We start from the raw sequence: 18,760 nt of genomic DNA on the forward strand, positions 1-18,760 counted from the left end.
ACCTCGCCGGGTCACCGCGCAGTGGTCACCGTGCGGCCCAGTGGATGGCCGTCGCCGCCTGGCTCAGGCCGCCCCGGGGATGGGTACGGAAGAAGACCGAGGTGCCGAACACGAACGCCCGCGCACCTCCCACTGTGCCGGATACGGCGGCAGCCTGCCCGATGACGGAGCTCCGCCCGTCCGGCTCCCTGGTCAGGGGCCAGTACCCGGCCCGGAGACTGCCGTAGGTCAGCTCCGTGGCCGTCTCCTCGCCCAGGTCGGTGAACCAGACCGCGGGGTAGACGAAGCCGTGGTCCTGCGCGTGGTCGTCCAGCACCTCGCCAGGGGTGCTGGTGGCGATGATGCCGTTGCTCGCCGGGTCGCCGGTCAGCGCGGTGCCGCTGACCAGCCCGTACGACTCCGCGGCCGCGAACGCGCCGGCTCCGCGCCCGACGATGGCGCCGTCGTCGTGCAGCCAGGCGAGGACGTGTGCGTGGCCTGCCGAACCCAGGCGCAGGTCCAGGGAGGAGCCGACCCACAGCACGTCGGCGTCCTCGAGCCCGGTGGGGGTGCCGTTGGCCGCGCCCGCCTCGATCCGGGCCGCCGAGACCGGCACCAGGTCGTCGAACCCGAGCGCCAGGAGCGACAGCCGGTCGTCCTGGTTGCCCGCGTACGCGACGGTCAGGTCCTCGCCGACCTCGCCCGCGGCGTACTCGGCCCGCGAGACGGTCACGAAGGAGATCCCGTACCGGTCCGCGACGTCGCGTGCCGCCCGCAGCCCACGCGGTCCGACGGCGGCCCGGCCGTCCGCCGTCAGCCGCACGGTCACGCCCTGCCCCAGGAGGTCGTTCAGGGCGCGGTGGTCCTCCACCCCTGCCACGTCGAAGGCGGCGTACCTCGCTCCGTCCGGGACGCTCCCGCGCGGCGCACCACGGCGAACCGGGGCGGTCCGGCCGACCGGGCCGTCGGTGGTGACGCCCACGCGGTCCACCGTCGCGCCCCAGAGGTAGGCCGGCGACCACGCGGAGACGTCGTACATGGCCGGGACGTCGTCGGAGACGTCCGAACCGAGCGCGAGCAGCGTGTTCGCCAGCCCGCGCAGGGGCTGGTGCAGGTCCACCACGTAGGAGCCGGCCGGATAGGTGGTGCCCGCGACGCGCGTGGACGCGGCCAGCCGTTCCACCTCGACGCCGTGGAACAGCAGCGCGTCCACCAGGTCCTCGGCGTCCGAGGCCGACCGCTGGCCGGAGCCGGCCGGGATCACGTACGCGCGCGGGAGGCGCACCGCGCCCTGGTCGTCGGCCTCGTCCCAGAGCTGCTTCCACTCGTCCGGTCCGGGGACCGCACCGATGTTCTCGGTGGTCAGCGCGGCCTTGGGCGCCCCGGCCAGCCCGCGGCGGAACATCTCTGCCTGGTCGGCGAGCATCGAGTCCGAGCTGGTGTGGACGTAGTCGATCATCGAGCGCATGACGGTGGCCGCCACCTGGGTGTTCACCGTCGCGTCCGCCCGCGCGGTGGTGCTGCCCGCCGGGTCGAGGGGCAGCTCGACCGTGCTGGCCACGGCGCCGTGGAAGAGCGCGTACTGCGCGGTGAAGACCGGCGGGTAGTCGTCCCAGCCGGACGGCGTGTCCCGGTACGGGATCTTGACGGACCCCGTGTTCCGGGCCACGACCTCGCCCGTGTCCCGGTCGTAGTAGGTGTTGCCCTCGATCTCGGCCGCGACGACGTCGTCCTCCACCTGGCGGGCTATCGCGTAGGCGTGCGGGAGGAAGAGGTCGTACTCGTAGTTCTCGCCGTGCGGCGGGCCGGCCGGCTCGACCTGGAGCACATCGGTGTAGCCGTGGAAGTCCCCGGCGAACAGCGGCTGCACCGCCTGCGCGGTGCGCACGTACGAGCGCGCCTCCGGCGTGGCGAGCGTGACCATGTCTCGGTTGGCGTCGAGGCCGAGGGACGTCGAGCGCGTCGCGTGCGTCCGGCCGTCGGGGTTGAGCGTGAGGCTGAACACGAGCCTGTGGTGCTCCAGCATGTTCCGCGTGGCGGTGTCGTCCGCCGTGGCGAGGCGTTCGACGACCCGCAGCGCGGCGTCGGTGCCCTCCCACTCGTCGCCGTGGATGTTCGCGGTGATCCAGATCGGCGTCTTGTAGTCCGCCCGCAGCTCGTGGTCCCGCAGGGCCTCGTCCGGCCGTTCCCTGATCTCCTCGCGCCACGCGGTCTGCCGGGCCGTCTCCGACCGGCGCTCGGGCGCCGTCACGGTGACGAGGTAGAGGTCGCGGCCCTCCGTCGAGCTGCCCACCACCTGTGTGGAGACCCGGTCGCTCCGCTCCATCAACCTGGTCAGGTGGGGCGCGAGGTCCGCATGGCTGACGGTGCCGTTCAGCTCGGTGGCGTCCGCCGCGTCCTGCGGGAAGACGCGCAGCTCCGGCTGGTGCGGGTAGGACGCCGGCATGCGCAGCGGGTCGCCGCCCCGCGCCGGCAGCGGTGCCGGCGGCTCGGCCGGACGGCCCTCGTCGTCCGCCGTCGGACCGGCCAGGACGTTCGCCTCGATGCCTCGGCCGAGCACCGCCGTCGCCACCCCCGTGGCCGCGCGCCCCTCCACGAGCGCGCCCGAAGACTGCGCGGCGGCAGGTGCGGTCAGCGAGCCGGCCACCAGCGCGACGGAGGTCAGTGCGACGCCCGTCAGGACGGCGAGCGGACGAGTACGAACGAGCAAGAGGTGCCTCCCCACGGCAAGTCGGCCAAGTCTGGCCCACGGCCCGGGCAAACCGAAACAAGACACGATGTCCACCACCTGGTTCCCCGGCCCTGCGGCGGACGCCGCCCGGAATGCCGTTGACCTGGCGGTCGCCCGGCGGTGCACTGTGGCGATGAGCACCGAGCGATGGACCTCCGCAACCGTCTATCCCGACATGTGGACGGACCCGGACGACGACCCGCGCGAAGCGCTGGCGAAACCGGTCGGGGAGAAGGAGACCCTCTGGAACTATCTCAAGCACTACCGGATCACGCTGGAGATGAAGTGCGAGGGGCTCGACGCGGAGCAGCTCGCGCGGCGCTCCGTACCACCGTCGACCCTCTCGCTCCTCGGGCTCGTGCGACACCTGGCCGACGTCGAGCAGAGCTGGTTCGGGCGGGTCCTGCAGGAGCAGCCGGACCTGCCGAGGCTCTTCGGCAAGTCGCCGGAGAACCCGGACGCGGACTTCGACGACGTCGTGGCGGACCCCGCGATGGTCGAGGAGGCCTGGGCCACCTGGCGGCGCGAGGTGCAGGCGGCCGACGCCTGGCTGGCGGCACTGCCCGAGGACGACCTGGGCCGCACGGTGCCGCACGGCGACGACGTGATACCGGTCCGCGACGTGCTGGTCCACATGATCGAGGAGTACGCCCGCCACGTGGGCCACGCCGACCTGCTGCGCGAGTGCGTGGACGGCCGCGTAGGCCAATAACGAGGTTCGCGAAGTAGAGCGCCTGTCCGCGTCTCCCGGCTTCACTCCGGGGAGACTCGGACAGGCGCTCTACTTCGCGAACCTTGCTACCTCAGGGTCAGACGACCGCTTCCTGTTCTGCGCGGTCCTGCTCCGCCTGCTGTGCGGCGTCCACCCGGCTGGCCCGCATGCGGGACCAGATGACCGCACCGAACGCCACGGCAGCCGCCACGAGAGCGATGCCGATCCGGAGCGCGTGGTTGGCGTCCGCGGGAACGCTCATCGCCACGACCGCCGGGGCGATCAGCAGCGCGACCAGGTTCATCACCTTGATCAGCGGGTTGATCGCCGGGCCGGCGGTGTCCTTGAACGGGTCGCCGACGGTGTCACCGATGACCGTAGCGGCGTGGGCGTCGGAGCCCTTGCCGCCGTACTTGCCGTCCTCGACGATCTTCTTCGCGTTGTCCCAGGCGCCGCCCGAGTTCGCCAGGAAGATCGCCATGAGGACGCCCGTGCCGATCGCACCGGCGAGGAACCCGGCCAGCGGGCCGACACCGAGGCCGAAGCCGACGGCGATGGGCGCGAACGCCGCCAGCAGACCCGGCGTGATGAGCTCACGCAGCGAGTCCCGGGTGCAGATGTCGACGACCTTGGCGTAGTCGGGGCGCTCCTCGTACGTCATGATGCCCGGGTGGTCGCGGAACTGGCGGCGCACCTCGAACACGATGGCGCCGGCGGCGCGCGTGACGGCGTCGACCGCGAGCCCCGAGAACAGGAACACGGTGGCCCCACCGAGGATCACGCCCACGAGGGTGACCGGCGAGATGATGTCGTAGCTGAGCATCGAGGTCACCAGCCCGGTGCCGACATTCCCGACCTGCGCGAGCGCGTGGGACACGGCGTCGGCGTAGGAACCGAACAGCGCGGTGGCGGCGAGCACCGCCGTGGCGATCGCGATGCCCTTGGTGATCGCCTTGGTGGTGTTGCCGACGGCGTCCAGGTCGGTGAGGATCTGCGCGCCCTCCTCGTCGACGTCACCGGACATCTCGGCGATGCCCTGCGCGTTGTCGCTGACCGGGCCGAACGTGTCCATGGCGACGATGACGCCGACGGTGGTGAGCAGGCCGCAGCCGGCCAGCGCCACGAGGAACAGCGCGAGCGGCACCGAGCCGCCGGCCAGCAGGAACACACCGCAGATCGCGGCGGCGATGATGCCCGCCGTGTAGACGGCGGACTCGAAGCCCACGCCGATACCGGAGAGGACGACGGTCGCCGCGCCCGTCCGGGAGGTCGCCGCCACGTGCAGCGTCGGCTTCTTGTCGGTGCCGGTGAAGTAGCCGGTCACCCAGAGGATGACGCCGGCGAGGACGACGCCGATGAGCACGGCGAGCGCGGACACGACGCGCGGGTCGGCGGTCACGTCGGAGAGGTCCGCGGTACCGGTCATCTGGCCGAACGACGACGGCAGGTAGGCGAAGGCGGCGATCCCGGCCAGCACGGCGCCGACGATCGCGGAGATGTAGAACCCGCGGTTGATCGCGGCGAGCCCGCTCTCGGTCCCGCGGACCCGGGTGATGAAGACGCCGAGCAGTGCGACGAACGCGCCGATCGCCGTGACGATCAGCGGGAACACGAGGCCCTGCTCGCCCATGGCGGCCTTGCCCAGGATGAGGGCGGCCACGAGGGTCACGGCATAGGACTCGAAGAGGTCGGCCGCCATGCCGGCACAGTCACCGACGTTGTCGCCCACGTTGTCCGCGATGGTGGCGGCGTTGCGGGGGTCGTCCTCCGGGATGCCCTGCTCGACCTTGCCGACCAGGTCGGCGCCGACGTCGGCCGCCTTGGTGAAGATGCCACCGCCCACGCGCATGAACATGGCGAGCAGCGCGGCACCGAAGCCGAAGCCCTCGAGCACGGCCGGGGCGTCCACGTCGTAGACGAGCACGACGAGCGCGGCGCCGAGCAGGCCGAGACCCACGACGGACATGCCGACGACGCCGCCGGTGCGGAAGGCGATGCGGGCGCCCTCGGCCCGGCCGCCCGGACGGGTGGCTGCCGCGGCGACACGGACGTTCGCCCGCACCGCCAGCCACATGCCCAGATAACCGATCGCCGCGGAGAACCCTGCGCCGAACACGAACGCGACCGAGCGACCGATCCGGATGCCGCTGTCACCGGGCAGCAGGAAGAGCAGACCGAACACGACCACCGCGAACAGCACGAGGGTACGGAACTGTCGCTTCAGGTAGGCGGAGGCACCCTCCTGCACGGCCTGACCGATGTCCTGCATCTTGGCGGTTCCATCAGGCGCGGCAAGCACCTGGCGACGCAGCACGAACGCACACCCGAGTGCGAGGACCGCGATGAGGGCGATCACCGCGACCGTGGTGTAGCTGCCTGCGCCGAAAACAATGCCGTCTTCGAGCATTCGTCCTCCTCGACGAGCTCCGGGGAAGTACCCCAGAAAGTGTGTTGCCCTGCACAGGGTTGACCCGTACAAGGCCTAATGCGTCCCACCGGCAACGTCGATGGCGGGAAGAAGCCAGAGTCTACCCACATGTGACGCCAGTCACTATGTCGACGGAATCGTCTAACGGAGCCCCGTAGCCGTGGTGAGCTCGCGGATCTCCTGGAGCAGCCGCGCGGCGTCCGTGAGGTCCGGCAGCACGACGTCGGCGCCCGCCTCGACGAGCCGGTCGGCCGACGTCGTGCCGGACGCCACGGCGATCACGCGTGCGCCGCCCTCGAGCCCGGTGCGCACGTCCTCGAGCGAGTCCCCGACGATCACGGTGTTGCCGAGGTCGAACACGCTCCCGTACCGCTCGCCCGCGCGGCCCTGCGCGACCGCCACGAGGGCCGGCCGGTGCGCGTCGTCGGACGAGAAACCGCCCACCGCGGCGTCCACGTACCGGTCCATGCCGAAGACCCGCAGCTTGATCAGGGCGTTCGCCTCGAGATTGCCGGTCAGGACCGTGGACACCAGGTCGGGCTCTGCCGCGACCGCCTTGAGTGCCTGCATGGCCCCGGGCAGGACGGCGCCGAGCTCCCGCACGTCCTCGGTGTGCGCCGCGAAGCGCAGCGGCACCGCCTCGAGCATCCGCGGCAGCAGGGCCTCCGCCTCGTCCGCGCTGACCCCGTTGTCCTCGAGGAGCCCGCGGATCGCCAGCGGCATCGTCACGCCGGTGCCCTTCGCCGGGAGGCGTTCGGCGGGTCGTCCCACGACCTCGGCGAACGCCTCCCGGTATGCGGTCCGGTCCACCTCCCCGACGTAGACGAGCGTCCGATCGATGTCCCAGAGCACCAGGGCCCTGGCAGCACCACCGGAGGTGGCCGGTGGGGTCACGACGCGAGTGCCGCGATCCGCTCGGTCAGCACCCGGGCGCCGATCCCGGACCGGCGCGACGAACCGCCGCGACGGAGGTCCGCCGCCAGGTCGCGCAGGTGCTCCCGCAGCCGTGCGGACTGCACCGTCTCGGCGATGCTCACCGCCTCGTCGCCGGTGGCGCACGCGGCGTCGAGGTCGCCCGCCCTGGCGTGCGCCTGGGCCGCCCGGCTGAGGAACAGCCCGTGCGTGCGGCGCTCCCCCGCGCGCTCGGCCTGGATCGCGTGCCCGAAGCTCTCGACGGCGCGCGCCGTGTTGCCGAGTGCCAGGTGCGCCGAGCCGGACTGCCCGTGGATCTCGCCCTCGTTCATCCAGTACAGCCAGTGCGGGTCGTCCTCGCCGCGCCCGCGGGCGCACAGCTCCGAGGCCTCGCCGAGGGCACGGCGCGCCGCCTCGCCCTCGCCGGCCGCGGCGTGACCACGCGCCTGGCGCGTGAGCAGCGTGGCCGCCAGGTGGGGTGCGTCGAGGCGGGCGATCCGACGTCGGCCGGCCTCCGCGGCGCGGACCGCGTCGCGCGGGTCGCCGCTGGAGTAGCCATGGATTGCGAGGTAGGACAGCGCCCCCGCGCCGAGCCGGTCGTCGGCAGCGGCGTGCGCGGCGCGCAGACCGGCCAGCATGTAGGCGCGGGCCGTGTCCGTGCGGCCGGCGTCGAACGCGAACCAGCCCGCCTGCGTGGCGGTGTCCGCGGCGACGGCGGCGAGCTTGCGGCCCGTGACCTCGTCGTACGTGCTGCGCTCCAGGACGCGGACCACCAGGGCGAGGTGGGCGCGGGCCAGGTCGGCCACCGCCCCGCTGCCCGAGCCCTTGTCCATGACGCGCAGCTCGTCGAGCGTGCCCTGCAGGTGGCCGCAGAGCTCGAGCGAGACGCGGGTGCCCGTGGTCGCACGGCGCAGCGGCTCGGCCTGCTCGGCGTCCCAGCTCTGGATCATCGAGTTCAGCGCGATGCCGGACGCCGGACGCGGCGAGTCGGTACCGGCCGCGTCGCTCATCGCCGTGGCCGAGACGGGGCCGTTGGCGTCCGTGGGCAGCCAGTCCGCCGTGTTGTCGGCGACGTGCGCCAGGCGGAGTGCGGTGAGCATGCGGTCCGCCGTCCACGGCAGGACCGGGTCGGGGGCCGTGGGCGTCACCGGCTCCGGCACCACTGCGGCCTGCCCGGACGCGGCGGTGCGAGCGGTGGCCGCGGCGTCGGGCAGCGGGCTGATCCCCGGGAGGGGGAGCCGGACCAGGTCCGGTGGCGTGCCCAGGCCCGTGAGGAACTGGACGACGCGGGAGACGTCGGTGAGGCGGCGGTCACCGCACTCGAGCATCGACAGGTAGGACTGGCTCAACCCGGTCAGGGCCGCCACGTCCTCCTGACGCAGCGGGACCAGCTGCCGCACCATGCGGCTGACCTGCCCGAAGTCCCAGTCTGCGAGCGCTGACCGGACGGCTTCGTCCTGCCAGACCCGCGTCGGCACGCTGGGCAGTGAGACCACGGGCACTGACTCGGTGCGCCTGCACGCGGCGCAGCGAGCTTCGGAGTTGTAGCGGCTGAGTACACAACCACATCGGGCACAAGTGCGAACGGTGGCACGAGGCAACGGGGGCTCCTGGGGTCCGGCATTTCTCTTTTGCCGAGGTTACGGCTCGGATGACCACAGTGGTATCACCCCCCTGAGGTCACTGCATCCGGACGGTACTAGGTATTTTCTTCCACACCAACGGCCAACTTAGAGCGTACGTTTTCGCAGGTCAGCCGGGATCTTTTTTGGACAAACGTCCAACTAGTGCCCGAATTACGTAAATTGTAGACCGGGACAGAACCAACGAAACATGCATAAGCCCAGGTCACTCCGATTAACCGCCCTAGGGGCCCGTTCCGGGAGGATTCGACGTTTCAGCGTGCGAAAACAGCCTCCATCGCACGGGTCAGGTACCACGGATCGACGACGGCGGTGAGCTCGCGCGCCGAGTGCATCGATAAAATCGCCACCCCGATGTCCACAGTCCGGATACCCAGACGCGTCGCGGAGATCGGCCCGATGGTCGATCCGCACGGCAGCACGTTGTTGGAGACGAACTCCTGGGTGGGCACCCCCGCCGTCGCGCAGGCGACGCTCCACGCCGCCGCGCCGTGCGCGTCGGTGGCGTAGCGCTGGTTCGCGTTGATCTTGAGGATCGGGCCGCCGCCCGCCACCGGACGGTTGGCCGGGTCGTGCCGTTCGGCGTAGTTCGGGTGCACCGCGTGCCCGACGTCGGACGACACGTGCAGCGACGCCGCGAACGCCCGCGCCCGGTCCTCGGCCGTGGCGCCCAGGGCCGCCGAGACACGGTCCAGGACGTCCTCGAGGAACGGGCCCGCGGCGCCGGAGCGCGACTCGCTACCTATCTCCTCGTGGTCGAAGGCCGCGAACACCTGGATCGTGTCGGCTCCGTCGGTCGAGCTTGTCGAGACCCCGAGCAGCGCCGTCAGCCCCGCGTGGGTGGAGAGCAGGTTGTCCAGCCGCGCCGACGCGAACAGGACCTGGCCCGCACCGAAGGCGCGGGCCGGCTGGGTGTCGGCCAGCACCACGTCGTAGCCGCCGATGTCCGCGGGGTCGACGCCGGCGTCCGCCGCGAGCGCCGCGAGGACGTCCGCGCTCTCCGCGTCCCCCAGACCCCAGACGGGCTGTGTGTGGCGCTGCTTGTCGAGCGTGAGGCCGTTGTCGTTGACACCGCGGTCCAGGTGGATGGCGAGCTGCGGGATGCGCAGCATCGGGCCGGTGCGTACGAGGTGCTCGGTGCCGTCGTGGGTGACGATCCGCCCGGCGAGCTCGAGCTCGCGGTCGAGCCAGGAGTTGAGCAGGGGCCCGCCGTACACCTCGACGCCTACCTGCCACCAGCCGCCGGCGCCGTGCGTCGTCGGCTTGGGCTTGAGCTTGAAGCCCGTGGAGTCGGTGTGGGCGCCCACGATGGTGAAGGCGGTGGTGGCGCCGGCGCCGTCGGGCACGGTGAAGGCGATGACCGACCCGTCACGGACCACTACATAGCGTCCGCCGTGGGTCACTCCCCAGGCGCCGTCCTCCGCGAGGCGGGTGAATCCCGCCGCCTCCGCGCGCCGGGCCACCTCCTGTGCCGCGTGGTAGGACGACGGCGAGGCGGCCACGAAGGTGCCGAGGTCTTCGGCGTGGGCGCGGGCTGCGTCCGGGACCACGGAGGGCTGGATGGGGTCGACGGACCGGGCGGGAGATGTCTGGGCAGTCACCTGGCCATTATGTCGCCCTGCCCGCGCGACCCAGACGTGTCAGACGCTCAGGTCACCCGGGTGACCTGAGCGTCTGACACGTCGGTGGGTCAGCTCTCTGGCGTCGCCGGTTCCAGGGAGACCCAGGCTCGGCCCACGCCGTCGGGGATGCTGGGTAGCCGGATGTCGAGGGTCGCCCCCGCGTCCGCCGGAATCTCGACCTCCTCCCCGGCCTCGTCCCCGTCACAGGAGATCTGGGTGGACGCGAGCACGTCGCCGGTGGGCCACAGCACCACCTCGATCGGCAGCAGGGCCTCCGGGTCCGGTCCGTCGCACTGGCCCACGACCCGCATCGGCGTGCCGGACGAGTAGCGGGGCCGGGTCAGCTCCGCGGTGACCCAGTCGGTGGTGCGGTCCAGGTCGAACCGCGCGACCTGGCCGTCGACCGGCTCCGGGAACTCGATCACCGACTCACCGCCACGCTCGTTGGTCGGGCTGTGGGCGCCGTCGGCGTCGATCCGGACCTGCACCGGGTCGCTCACCGCCACCGCCAGGCCGCCCGATTGGTCGGTCGGAAGCGCGACCACCCGGACGTCGTAGTCCCCCTCGGGCAGCGGTGTCTCGAAGACCGTGCTGTCACCGGTCCCGCTGGGCATGCAGGTCGAGACCGCACCGCCCAGGGCCTCGATGACATCCGCCCCGGAACCGAGCAGCGGAGCGCGCAGCTCCGACGCCACGAAGACCTCGGTTCCCACGTCCACCACCACGCCGTCCTGGCTCCACACCAATACGGGGGCCCCCTGGAGCGTCCCATCCCCCTCCTTGACGGTCGCCGCCATGCCGCGCTGCGTCACGGGCTCGCCGCTGCTGAGGTCTCCCGGCCGCTCGTAGATGTCGCCGGCCGGCGCGACCGACCAGCCCTGCGCCGTGGACTCCAGATCAGCCACCGGCATGCCGCACGTCAGGTCGGTCCCGGCGAGCCACTCGGGCTGGTAGCCGTCCCGGATCTGGAGGTCCGGCCTGGGCGACGGCGAGGCCTCAGCCGACTGCGAGGGCGTGGACCCGCCCGGCAGCAGCACCTCGGACTGGTCCGGAGGCGCCAGCTGCCCCGCCCCGAGCACCAGCGCGCCCGCCAGGGCAAGTGCGCCACCGCCGAGCCCGCCCAGCTTCGCCGTCCGACGCCGTCGCACCCGCTTGCTCATCAGCGGCATCACCGCGGCAGGGCCCGTGGGAGACGCCGGGTCCACCCCGCCCGCCATCGCGCCGAGCGTCACCTTCAGCAGATCAGCCTCCGCCGGATCCTCCCAGCCGTGGTCCTGGCCCCGGCCGTCGTCGTGCTGGTTCATCGCAATGCTCCCTCTGCCGTGGCCGATCCAGCGGCCGATCCAGCCGGTTCCAGCACGTCCCGCAGGACGTGCAGCGCGTCATGGAGGTGGCGCTTGACGGTGCCCGGGGCGTTCCCGAGCGTCTCCGCCACCTGGTTGATGGTCATGTCCTCGAAGTAGCGCAGCACCACGCACGCCCGCTGCCGGGGCGAGAGCCGCGAGAGTGCCTGCACCACGTCGGCGCGGGCGGTGATCCCCGAGTCGGGAAACCGCACCCGGTCGTCAGTCGCGATCTGCGGCTCGATGTCCGCCCACCTCTTCCGGCGGCGCCAGCCGTCCAGGTAGAGGTTCAGCACCATGCGGCGCACGTACGCCTCGGCGAACTCCACGGCCTGCCGGTGGGGCCGGTCCTGCTGCCCGTCCAGCGGCACCGTGTGCATGCCCGACGCCGCTGCCCCGCGGCGGCCGCCAGGCCGCACCAGTCGGGAGCAGTACTTGACCAGCGCCTCCTGCACCAGGTCCTCGGCCTGCCGCACATCGCCGCACAACGTGTACGCGTACCCGACGAGCACGCTGCCGCGCTGTGCGGCAAGCGTCTCCAGGTCTTCGTGCCAGCCCATTGCCGGCTCCTTCCTGCTGTCCTGACCGTATCGACGAACCAACCCGCCACGAGGTTGGGGGGATTCGGCAACCGGTCCGAACCGCCCTGCCGATGAGTTCCCCACCGCGAGCGCGTCTACTGCTCGGACGGCAACTCGGAACCACGGATGAGCGGAGAGCACCATGAGCGGCGCCAGGGTATTGGTGACGGGGGCGAGCATCGCGGGACCCGCGCTGGCCCACTGGCTGCACCGGCGGGGAGCCGAGGTGACCGTGGTGGAGCGGGCGCCGGACCTGCGTCCCGGTGGGCAGGCGGTGGACGCTCGCGGGGTGGCCAGGGAGATCATCCGGCGGATGGGGCTGGACGACGCGGTGCGCGCGGCCCGCACCGAGACCGCCGGCGCGTACACCGTGGACGCGGACGGGAACGTGCTGGAGACCTTCAGCGCGGAGGACGACGGCGGCGACGGGTACATCTCGGAGATCGAGATCCTGCGCGGGGACCTGTCCCGGGTGCTCCACGACGACACCCGGGACGGCGTCGAGTACGTCTTCGGCGACCGGATCACCGAGCTCACCCAGGACGCGGACGGGGTCGACGTGACCTTCGCGGGCGGGGACCGGCGGCGCTTCGACCTGGTGATCGGAGCCGACGGGCTGCACTCGGCACTGCGTGCCATGGCCTTCGGGCCGCACGAGCAGTACGTCCGGCACCTCGGGCTCGTGCTGGCCTTCTACAGCGTGCCCAACGAGTTCGGGCTGGACCGCTGGGTGTACGACTACCAGCACCAGGCGTCAGGGCGCTCCGCACTCCTGCGGCCCATCCACGACGCCGAACAGGCGATGGCCATGTTCTCCTTCCCCTCGGCCGACTTCGACGTCGACCACCGAGACGTCGCCGCCCAGAAGGACCTGCTGCGCGAGCGGGTCGCCGACCTGGGCTGGTTGACCCCGCGCGTCCTCGCACACCTGGACGACACCCCGGACTTCTACCTCGACCAGGTCGCCCAGGTGGTGATGCACCGGTGGTCGAACGGTCGCGTGGGGCTGCTCGGCGACGCGGCGTTCAGCTCGTCACCGATGTCCGGCGGGGGCACCGGGCTGGCCCTGGTGGGCGCCTACCTGCTGGCCGGAGAGCTGGCCTCCGCCGGCTGGGACCCGGAGGCGGGGTTCGCCGCCTACGAGGCGCGGATGCGCCCGATCGTCGAGGCCAACCAGGAGATCGGCCGGATGCACGTGCAGAGCCTCAGCGCGCCCGATCCGGACGCCGGACCTGCGCCGGAGCCCGACATGGCAGCACTCATGGAGGTGGTCGAGCGCGCGATCAACGGCGTCGAGCTGCCCGACTACGCGGGGGTGCCGGACTCCAGAAGCCCCCGAGGCTGACGGCGCCGCGCCGGGCGGGTCAGGATGGGGCATGGCCAGCACCACGGACGACGTCGGCCGGCCTGCCGCGCCGACGCACCCGCTCCGGTTCCGCTCCGCCGAGGCCCGCGGCGCCCGGATCGGACGCCCGCTGCGCTGGTTCGGGGGTGTGCGCGGCGTGGACGAGGCGCTCCTGGACCGGATCGGCCGGGCCTTCTTCGAGCAGGACGACGCCGGGGCGGCGCTCGCCGCGGCGATGCGGCTCCCGGCGGGTGCTCCCGGACGCGTGACCCACAAGCAGGTCCGGGCAGCGCTCGCGGGCGACGGTGCGGGCGACGTCGGTTCTCCCATAGCTCTGCGCCAGCTCCTCGACGAGGTCACCGCCGTGCCCGGCTGGGTCGACTGGGATCTTGTCGAGGAGGGCGCAGCCGTACAGCGGCGGCTCGGGCAGAACTCGTCCGACGTGCTGCTCCAGCTCTCCCTTGTCGGCGGGTACCGGTTCGGCGGCCCCACGGACCTGCTCGCGGCGACCGGTGCGCTGACCGGCGGGGCGCTGCGCCGGCTCCGGGAGACGCAGGAGTGGACGATCGGGCTGTCCGAACCCGGAGCGCTGCGGCCGTACGCCCCGGCCTGGCGAGCCACCGTGCACGTCCGCGTGATGCACGCCCTGGTGAACGCGTCGTTCACGGACCCGGACCGGCAGGGCCAGCGAGACCGCTGGGACACCGCGCGGTGGGGCCTGCCGGTCAACCAGGCGGACCAGGCGGCGACGCTCGGGCTGTTCGACGGCACCCTGATCCTCGGGTGCCGGGCGCTCGGGGTCCGCGTCCCGCCGTCGGACAGCCGTGCCCTGATGCACCTGTGGCGGTGGGTGGGGCACCTGCTGGGCGTGCACCCGGACTTCCTGGTCGACGACGAGTGGCAGCGACACCGCCTCAACTACCACGTGCTGCTCGCTCAGGCCGGGATCTCCGAGGCGGGGCCACGCCTCGCCCGGGCCGTGGTCGCCGCGCAGGCCGAGCGGACGTACCGCGGGCCGTCCTGGTGGCAGCCGTTCCGCGCGGGGTTCGAGCGGGAACGGCTGCTGTCGATGCTGACGGCGTTCCTCGGGGTGCGCAGCATGCGCGAGCTCGGCCTGCCGCTGCGTCCGCCGTGGGCGCACGCGTACCTCCTGCCGCTCAACACGTTGCGGTACCGCGTGCTGGGCCGGACCCGCCGGGGCAGGGAGCGCCTCGACCGCTGGGGCCGACGCCGGACCCACGCGACAGTGGCGAGCTACCAGCCGGATTCCCCCTGACGTGTCAGACACCCAGGTCACTCGGGTGACCTGGGCGTCTGACTCATGGGATCCAGTGAGGGGTCAGGGAATCGTCACGGTGACCGGTTCGCTGAAGAGCAGCTCCATCTTGCCGTCGCCGACCGTGTGCACCTGCGCGGCCCGCACCTGGTACGTCCCTGCCGCGCGGACGTTGTCGTAGCCGGACAGACCCTCCTCCCGGTCCGCCTCGATGCAGGAGCTGTGAGGGGGCACCTCCGCCACGCCGGTCCACTCCCCTGTCTCGTTGAGCGCCGGCGGGATCTCGTAGTTGGCCTCATGCCAGTACTCGCCCAGGTCGACCACGCGCCCGCCCTGTGACCAGATCAGGATCGCCCCGTTCCCGATGCCATCGCCATCGCCTGCAGGCCCGTCGTAGCCCGGCATCTCCCCTACGAGCCGGACCGGGATGGATCCTCCCTCCCCGCGCGCATAGGTCAGGTCCCCGGTGATCTCGATCGACACCGACGGGCTCGTCGACACCAGGTCCGTGTCCGGCATACCGCACCACGTGGGATCATCGTCGACGCCCCAGGGCCGGTACCCGTCGTCGAACGGCGCGGTGATCACGTCGGCCGGATCCGTCTCCACCGACGACGCGCTCGGCTCCGGCTCCGGGTCGACGTCCGCGCCTCCCGACGGTGTCGCCTGGGGTGTGCTGGACGGCGATGACGACGGCGACGGGCTCGCGGACGCCGACGGGCTCGGCGACATGCGCGACGTCGGGATCTCCGACGGCACCGGGCCTCTCTCGGTGCTCTGGATGGTGGGCCGGCCCGGCAGCGGTTCCGACCGGGTCCAGGTCGAGGCCTGCGCGGTGCTGAAGGCGAGCGCCCCCACCACGACGGCCCCGGTCAGCCCTACCGCCCCTGCCTTGGCGATACGCCAGGTGCGCACCCGGCGGCGCAGGAGGCCGAGGTTCTCCTCCGGTGTACTGGGCACGCCGGTGGGCGTGGCCCCCTCGACCAGCGCGCCGATGGTCTGCTTCAGGACCTCGCGGCCACGGCCGAGGCCGCCGTCGAACCCAAGATCGTCGTGCCCGCTCATGTGAGGTCTCCTTCCGGCACCAGCACCCCACGCAGCGCGTGGATCCCGTCGGCCAGGTATCGCTTGATGGTGCCCTGCGAGATGCCGAGGGTCGTGGCGATCTGCGGCACGGTCAGGTCGTCGTAGAAGCGGAGCACCACGCACGCACGCTGGCGCGGGCTCAGGCCCCGCAACGCTGCCGTCACGTCCGCGCGGGCGGTGATGTCCGACGCGGGCGCCTTGATCTGGTCCGGCACCGCCAGCTTGGGCTCGGCCTTGCGCCACAGCGCGAACCGGCGGCTCTCGTCGACATAGAGGTTGAGCATCGTCCGCCGCACGTAGGCCTCGATGCCCGCGTGGCTCCCGCCGTCGTTCAGGGGAAACTCCGTGCGACCGGACGTACCCGCGGCCTCGGGGCGGCGGAACCGCCGGAAGACGCGCACCAGGGCGTCCTGGACCAGGTCCTCCGCCCGCCGCACGTCACCCGTCAGCGCGTACCCGTACCCCACGAGGGCACGCCCTCTGCTCGTGACGAGGTCCGTGAGCTCGTCGTCCCAGCGGGTGCTCACGATGCCCCCGCCCTCTGTCCCAACGCCTCACCGGTCATGTGTTCGTCCCGTTCGCCGCGGCGGGCCCCTGTGCCCCGCTCACACACTGATACGAGCGGGGCACAGAAACCGTTGTGACACGAACCGTCCGGAGCGGGCGTTCACGTCACGGCGTGGGGGAGTAGTACCTCCAGGCACCGGACTCGTCGATGGCGATCCGCATCCCGGTGTAGCCGAAGGTCTCGTCGGCCCGCTGGGCATCAGCCTGCTCCTGCGTGAGCAGGCCGGCGTCCACCACCTCCTGCCACGCCTCGTCGGAGTCGCGGAACTCCTCGGCGACGACCCGGGGCCACACCACTGTCTGGTTGCCGGCGTCCCCACCGTTGAACGCGCCGCCGGTCCCGGCCAGCAGGGCGACCAAGGTGCGGTAGTGCTGCTCCTCGCCCTCCGGCAGGGCGAAGACGTCCTCAGCGGGTTCGCCGGTGATCATCAGCTCCGTCGGGTACACGGTGGCCAGGTCGACCAGCCGGCCGGAGTCGCAGTCCAGGGCCGCGGCCACGATGGCCCGAGCCGTGGTGCTCGCGCCCTCGCTCGGCGAACGGGCCGGGTCGTACTCCATGGTCAGGCCGCTGGCCGAGCAGTCGGCCGCGGGATCACCACCGCCACCGCCGCCCGGGGCCAGGACGGCCTCGAACCGCGCGACGCCGTCGGGCACGTCGCGCAACCGGATGTCGAGGACCTCGCCGCCGACGTCCGGCACCTCGATCGTGCTGACCTGCTGGGTGGCGTCGCAACTGATGGAGCCGGAGTCGACCACGTCCTGGGTCGACGGCACCACTATCTCGAACGGCACCGAGTCACCGGCGCTCACGCTCTCGCACTGAGCGGTGAGCCGCGCGGGGCCGGTAGAGCTGTAGTCGCTCTGCTCCTGCTGCGCCAGGACCCAGTCGGTGGTGCGGTCGAGCACGAACCGGGTCAGCTCGTTCTCGTCGGGCGCGAGGGGCTCGATCGTCGCCGCGCCGCCACGTGCCCCGGTCGCGCTGTGCGCGCCGGTGCCGTCGAGGTGGACGTCTACCGGCTCGCTCACCGTCATCTCCCACTGGCCCGAGGCCACCTCGGGGAAGGCGATCACCTGCACCTCGTACTCGCCGTCAGGGAGCGACGTCTCGAAGATGTCGCGGTCGTCGGTCTCGGTCGGTATGCACGTCGACGCCACGCGAGCCTCGGCCTCGACGGCTCCGTCCCCGGAGGCGATCAGCGGCTCGACCTGCGAGCCCGGCGCGCCGAAGACGTTCACCCCCAGGTCCACCACCACGCCGTCCTGGCTCCACACGACGGTCGGAGGCACGTCGAGCGACCCGGCCCCTCTTTGAACCGTCGCCCCCATGAACCGGGTCGGCGACGAGACGCCCCCGTAGTTGGAGATCCTGGCGTACATGTCGCCCGCCGCCGCCACGGACCAGCCCGCAGCCGTCGTCGTCAGGTCAGCCACGGGCATACCGCACTCCAGGCCGAGCCCGAGATCCGCGAGCCACGAGGGTGTGTAGCCGACCCTGATGTCGTCCCGGGCGGGCGACCCGCCCGGGCTGGGCTCCGGCGCCTCGGTCGCGGAGTCTCGCGCGGAGTCGTCCGGGGCCGGCGTCATGAACGTGCCCTGGGACTGACCGGGAAGCACCGGACCATCGCTCCGCAGCAGCGGCGTCTGGGTAGCGCCGAAGGCGATCCCGCCCACCAGCACGAGGCTGACGCCGGCGAGGCTGCCGATCTTGGCGGCGCGACGGCGGCGCACGCGGTCACGCACCACTCCGAATGAGATGTGCAAGTCGTCCACCTCCCCACCGGGAATCTTGTCGGCGGCGTCACGGAGCGCGCCGCTCAGGAAGTCGTTGTCTTCGTTCCAGCTGTCGTTACGTTCGATGTTCATCGGGCAGCCCTCCCTTCGGCGGGTCGGAAGTCGTCGGGGCGCAAGTACTCCTGCATGTTCTTGGTGGCATCAGACAGGTACCGCTTGACAGTTCCCTGGGCGGTACCCAGGGCGTCGGCGATCTGCGGCACCGTCATGTCCTCGAAGTAGCGGAGCACCACGCAGGCCCGCTCGCGAGCGCCGAGCCGTGCGAGCGCCGCCATCACGTCGATGCGCGCCGAGGCTGCCTGGTCAGCACCACGGGTACTGAGGTCGTCGGCCAGGAGGTGCTTGATCCCCGTCCAGCGCTGCCGCTTGCGGTAGCCGTCCAGGTAGATGGTGAGCACCGCCCGTCGCACGTAGCCCTCGGCGTTCGTGAACGGGGAGTCGAGGTCGTGCGCCTGGCTGCCCTGGGGCACACCCACCGCCCCGGAGACGGCGGGCGTGCCGCGCAGCCGCGAGTAGACCTTGACCAGCGCGTCCTGGACCAGGTCCTCGGCGAGCGCGCGGTCACCCGAGAGCATGTAGGCGTAGCGGACGAGCGCGCTGCCGCGCGCTCGCATGAGCTCATCGAGCTCGTTCTCCCACCCCGCCATGGCCCCCACCCCCCGGGTGCGTATGTGCCGTCATCGTCTCCACACCCACCATGACGCGCCACGCGAGGGTTTCGTTGGTCAGCGGTTGCGCCGCCTA

The 18,760-nt window shown here is 72.0% G+C and carries 14 protein-coding genes; 3 read left to right on the plus strand and 11 right to left on the minus strand.

Going from position 1 to position 18,760, the window contains the following annotated elements; genetic code table 11:
* Window positions 1–25 precede the first annotated feature (25 nt).
* Entirely contained in the window at window positions 26–2,689 is a 2,664-nt protein-coding gene (locus ACNYC2_RS25995) for a M14 family zinc carboxypeptidase (protein WP_419704524.1), read from the minus strand.
* 154 nt (window positions 2,690–2,843) lie between these two features.
* Between ACNYC2_RS25995 and ACNYC2_RS26000 the strand changes: the two genes are divergently transcribed.
* Window positions 2,844–3,422 carry a DinB family protein gene (locus ACNYC2_RS26000; protein WP_419704525.1) on the plus strand — a complete coding sequence of 193 codons (579 nt, stop codon included), beginning with the start codon at window positions 2,844–2,846 and terminating at the stop codon, window positions 3,420–3,422.
* Window positions 3,423–3,519: 97 nt separating this feature from the next.
* Here the strand turns inward: ACNYC2_RS26000 and ACNYC2_RS26005 are convergent, their stop codons facing one another.
* The 6 genes from ACNYC2_RS26005 to ACNYC2_RS26030 all read right to left on the minus strand — a co-directional run bounded on the left by ACNYC2_RS26005 (window position 3,520) and on the right by ACNYC2_RS26030 (window position 11,930).
* Window positions 3,520–5,829 carry a sodium-translocating pyrophosphatase gene (locus ACNYC2_RS26005; protein WP_419704526.1) on the minus strand — a complete coding sequence of 770 codons (2,310 nt, stop codon included), beginning with the start codon at window positions 5,827–5,829 and terminating at the stop codon, window positions 3,520–3,522.
* 162 nt (window positions 5,830–5,991) lie between these two features.
* Entirely contained in the window at window positions 5,992–6,744 is a 753-nt protein-coding gene (locus ACNYC2_RS26010; protein WP_419704527.1) for an HAD family hydrolase, read from the minus strand.
* Window positions 6,741–8,258: a helix-turn-helix domain-containing protein gene (locus tag ACNYC2_RS26015; RefSeq protein ID WP_419704528.1), complete on the minus strand. Its 1,518-nt coding sequence runs from the start codon at window positions 8,256–8,258 to the stop codon at window positions 6,741–6,743. The genes ACNYC2_RS26010 and ACNYC2_RS26015 overlap by 4 nt, the downstream gene beginning before the upstream one ends.
* Window positions 8,259–8,659: 401 nt before the next feature.
* The gene (locus tag ACNYC2_RS26020) at window positions 8,660–9,967 is read right to left on the minus strand and encodes a M18 family aminopeptidase (protein ID WP_419707907.1); all 1,308 of its coding nucleotides are present in this window, start codon (window positions 9,965–9,967) and stop codon (window positions 8,660–8,662) included.
* 128 nt (window positions 9,968–10,095) lie between these two features.
* Window positions 10,096–11,331, minus strand: a complete 1,236-nt coding sequence (locus tag ACNYC2_RS26025; RefSeq protein ID WP_419704529.1) for a hypothetical protein — start codon at window positions 11,329–11,331, stop codon at window positions 10,096–10,098.
* Window positions 11,328–11,930 carry a sigma-70 family RNA polymerase sigma factor gene (locus ACNYC2_RS26030; RefSeq protein ID WP_419704530.1) on the minus strand — a complete coding sequence of 201 codons (603 nt, stop codon included), beginning with the start codon at window positions 11,928–11,930 and terminating at the stop codon, window positions 11,328–11,330. Before ACNYC2_RS26030 ends, ACNYC2_RS26025 begins: the two co-directional genes overlap by 4 nt.
* Window positions 11,931–12,093: 163 nt before the next feature.
* On the opposite strand from ACNYC2_RS26030, the gene ACNYC2_RS26035 reads away from it, so the two are divergent.
* Together ACNYC2_RS26035 and ACNYC2_RS26040 are read left to right on the plus strand one after the other, a co-directional pair.
* A complete protein-coding gene (locus ACNYC2_RS26035) occupies window positions 12,094–13,296 on the plus strand; it encodes an FAD-dependent monooxygenase (protein WP_419704531.1) in 1,203 nt (400 codons plus the stop codon).
* A 31-nt stretch (window positions 13,297–13,327) separates the two neighbouring features.
* Window positions 13,328–14,572 (plus strand): oxygenase MpaB family protein, encoded by a 1,245-nt coding sequence (locus ACNYC2_RS26040; RefSeq protein WP_419704532.1) that lies wholly within the window; start codon window positions 13,328–13,330, stop codon window positions 14,570–14,572.
* Window positions 14,573–14,635: 63 nt separating this feature from the next.
* Here the strand turns inward: ACNYC2_RS26040 and ACNYC2_RS26045 are convergent, their stop codons facing one another.
* The 4 genes from ACNYC2_RS26045 to ACNYC2_RS26060 form a co-directional block, all read right to left on the minus strand.
* Window positions 14,636–15,637, minus strand: a complete 1,002-nt coding sequence (locus tag ACNYC2_RS26045) for a hypothetical protein (protein WP_419704533.1) — start codon at window positions 15,635–15,637, stop codon at window positions 14,636–14,638.
* Window positions 15,634–16,185, minus strand: coding sequence for a sigma-70 family RNA polymerase sigma factor (locus ACNYC2_RS26050; RefSeq protein WP_419704534.1), 552 nt, complete (start codon window positions 16,183–16,185; stop codon window positions 15,634–15,636). The genes ACNYC2_RS26045 and ACNYC2_RS26050 overlap by 4 nt, the downstream gene beginning before the upstream one ends.
* A 145-nt stretch (window positions 16,186–16,330) precedes the next feature.
* Window positions 16,331–18,088: a hypothetical protein gene (locus tag ACNYC2_RS26055; RefSeq protein ID WP_419704535.1), complete on the minus strand. Its 1,758-nt coding sequence runs from the start codon at window positions 18,086–18,088 to the stop codon at window positions 16,331–16,333.
* A complete protein-coding gene (locus tag ACNYC2_RS26060) occupies window positions 18,085–18,663 on the minus strand; it encodes a sigma-70 family RNA polymerase sigma factor (protein ID WP_419704536.1) in 579 nt (192 codons plus the stop codon). Before ACNYC2_RS26060 ends, ACNYC2_RS26055 begins: the two co-directional genes overlap by 4 nt.
* Window positions 18,664–18,760 lie beyond the last annotated feature (97 nt).

Origin of the sequence: Promicromonospora sp. NFX87, assembly GCF_048564965.1 — a bacterium.
Taxonomy (GTDB): Bacteria; Actinomycetota; Actinomycetes; order Actinomycetales; family Cellulomonadaceae; genus Promicromonospora.

Bases quoted from the DNA above. Each gene is read 5' to 3' on its own strand.
- ACNYC2_RS26000 (WP_419704525.1), top strand. From the start codon at position 2,844: ATGAGCACCGAGCGATGGACCTCCGCAACCGTCTATCCCGACATGTGG.
- ACNYC2_RS26005 (WP_419704526.1), bottom strand. From the start codon at position 5,829: ATGCTCGAAGACGGCATTGTTTTCGGCGCAGGCAGCTACACCACGGTC.
- ACNYC2_RS26025 (WP_419704529.1), bottom strand. From the start codon at position 11,331: ATGAACCAGCACGACGACGGCCGGGGCCAGGACCACGGCTGGGAGGAT.
- ACNYC2_RS26030 (WP_419704530.1), bottom strand. From the start codon at position 11,930: ATGGGCTGGCACGAAGACCTGGAGACGCTTGCCGCACAGCGCGGCAGC.
- ACNYC2_RS26035 (WP_419704531.1), top strand. From the start codon at position 12,094: ATGAGCGGCGCCAGGGTATTGGTGACGGGGGCGAGCATCGCGGGACCC.
- ACNYC2_RS26040 (WP_419704532.1), top strand. From the start codon at position 13,328: ATGGCCAGCACCACGGACGACGTCGGCCGGCCTGCCGCGCCGACGCAC.
- ACNYC2_RS26045 (WP_419704533.1), bottom strand. From the start codon at position 15,637: ATGAGCGGGCACGACGATCTTGGGTTCGACGGCGGCCTCGGCCGTGGC.
- ACNYC2_RS26055 (WP_419704535.1), bottom strand. From the start codon at position 18,088: ATGAACATCGAACGTAACGACAGCTGGAACGAAGACAACGACTTCCTG.
- ACNYC2_RS26060 (WP_419704536.1), bottom strand. From the start codon at position 18,663: ATGGCGGGGTGGGAGAACGAGCTCGATGAGCTCATGCGAGCGCGCGGC.